The 2116-nt window shown below is 63.6% G+C and carries 3 protein-coding genes; all 3 read left to right on the top strand.

Annotated elements, in window-relative coordinates; translation table 11 throughout:
• The first annotated feature begins 12 nt into the window (after positions 1-12).
• A complete protein-coding gene (gene merP / locus LZP96_RS23755) occupies positions 13-288 on the top strand; it encodes a mercury resistance system periplasmic binding protein MerP (RefSeq protein ID WP_000732276.1) in 276 nt (91 codons plus the stop codon).
• A 27-nt stretch (positions 289-315) separates the two neighbouring features.
• Positions 316-723, top strand: coding sequence for an organomercurial transporter MerC (gene merC / locus LZP96_RS23750; protein WP_000522993.1), 408 nt, complete (start codon positions 316-318; stop codon positions 721-723).
• A gap of 38 nt (positions 724-761) precedes the next feature.
• On the top strand, positions 762-2116 hold a 1355-nt coding region (locus tag LZP96_RS23745; protein ID WP_189087417.1), incomplete at its 3' end, for a mercury(II) reductase.

Genomic DNA, 2116 nt, shown 5'->3' with positions numbered 1-2116 from the left:
CAGGAGTTCATCATGAAAAAACTGTTTGCCGCCCTCGCCCTCGCTGCCGTTGTTGCCCCCGTGTGGGCCGCCACCCAGACCGTCACGCTGTCCGTACCGGGCATGACCTGCTCCACCTGCCCGATCACCGTCAAGAAGGCGATTTCCAAGGTCGAAGGCGTCAGCAAAATTGACGTGACCTTCGAGACACGCGAAGCGGTTGTCACGTTCGATGATGCCAAGACCAGCGTGCAGAAGCTGACCAAGGCAACCGGAGACGCGGGCTATCCGTCCAGCGTCAAGCAGTGAGCCACTGAACCCGAACCTGGGGCGATCATGGGACTGATTACACGCATTGCCGACAAGGCTGGCGCGCTTGGCAGCGTTGTTTCCGCGATGGGATGCGCTGCCTGTTTCCCGGCTATCGCCAGCCTGGGCGCGGCCATCGGCCTTGGCTTTCTACAGGAATACGAAGGGTTGTTTATCTCCAAGCTGCTGCCGCTGTTCGCAGTCGTGGCTTTGCTGGCGAATGCACTGGGCTGGCTGAGTCATCGGCAATGGTACCGCAGCCTGCTCGGGATGGTCGGCCCAGCCATCGTGCTGGCGGCCATGCTCTTGTTTTTTGGCAATTGGTGGACGGCGAACCTCCTCTATGTCGGTCTGGCCTTGATGATCGGGGTGTCGATCTGGGATCTGCTCTCACCGGCCAACCGCCGCTGCGAACTACCACCCAAACACGGCTAACTGCATTGGCAGTTGCCGAAACGAAAAGGAACGATGCAATGTATTTGAATATCACCGGAATGACCTGCGACTCGTGCGCGACACATGTCAAGGACGCCCTGGAGAAAGTGCCGGGCGTGCTGTCGGCGCTCGTGTCCTACCCGAAAGGCTCCGCGCAACTCGCCACCGATCCCGGCACCTCGCCAGAGGCGCTGACCGCCGCTGTGGCCGGCCTCGGCTACAAGGCCACACCCGCCGATGCCCCATCCACTTCAGCGCGGGGCAGACTGCTTGGCAAGGCGCTGGGATGGCTGGGCGGTGGCGACAAGGCTGGTGGTGATGGGGACGGACTGCACGTCGCCGTTATTGGCAGCGGCGGAGCCGCGATGGCGGCGGCGCTGAAGGCCGTCGAGCAAGGTGCGAACGTCACGCTGATCGAGCGCGGCACCATCGGCGGTACTTGCGTCAATGTCGGCTGCGTGCCGTCCAAGATCATGATCCGCGCTGCCCATATCGCCCATTTGCGCCGTGAAAGCCCATTCGACAGTGGCATCGCGGCGACTGTGCCTGCGATTGATCGCAGCAAACTACTGGCCCAGCAGCAGGCGCGCGTCGATGAGCTGCGCCACGCCAAGTACGAAGGCATCCTGGACAGCAACCCGGCCATCACCGTGCTGCATGGTGAAGCGCGTTTCAAGGACGACCAGAGCCTTGCCGTCCGTTTAAACGATGGCGGCGAGCGTGTGGTGGCGTTCGACCGCTGCCTGGTCGCCACGGGTGCCAGCCCGGCCGTGCCGCCGATTCCGGGCCTGAAAGAGTCACCCTACTGGACTTCCACCGAGGCCCTGGTCAGCGACACCATTCCCGAGCGCCTGGCCGTGATCGGCTCGTCTGTGGTGGCGCTGGAACTGGCGCAAGCCTTTGCCCGGCTGGGCAGCAAAGTGACGATCCTGGCACGCAGCACGCTGTTCTTCCGCGAAGACCCGGCCATCGGCGAGGCCGTTACAGCCGCGTTCCGTGCCGAAGGGATCAAGGTATTGGAATACACGCAAGCCAGCCAGGTCGCGCATGTGGACGGCGAATTCGTGCTGACCACCGGGTACGGTGAAATACGCGCCGACCAGCTGCTGGTCGCCACTGGCAGGGCACCGAACACGCGCAGCCTGGCATTGGAAGCGGCGGGAGTCGCTGCCAATGCGCAGGGGGCCATCGTCATCGACAAGGGCATGCGCACCAGTACGCCACACATTTATGCGGCTGGCGACTGCACCGACCAGCCTCAGTTCGTCTATGTGGCGGCAGCGGCCGGCACCCGTGCTGCGATCAACATGACTGGCGGCGATGCGGCCCTGGACCTGACCGCAATGCCGGCCGTGGTGTTCACCGACCCGCAGGTCGCCACCGTGGGCTACAG

Origin of the sequence: Huaxiibacter chinensis (assembly GCF_022171985.1) — a bacterium.
GTDB classification, from domain to species: domain Bacteria; phylum Pseudomonadota; class Gammaproteobacteria; order Enterobacterales; family Enterobacteriaceae; genus Enterobacter; species Enterobacter chinensis_A.
The sequence above is the reverse complement of the archived record's forward strand: the minus strand, read 5'-3'. Positions and strand labels throughout refer to the sequence as shown.

Coding starts and splice junctions, on each gene's coding strand:
- merP (WP_000732276.1), top strand. CDS start 13: ATGAAAAAACTGTTTGCCGCCCTCGCCCTCGCTGCCGTTGTTGCCCCC.
- merC (WP_000522993.1), top strand. CDS start 316: ATGGGACTGATTACACGCATTGCCGACAAGGCTGGCGCGCTTGGCAGC.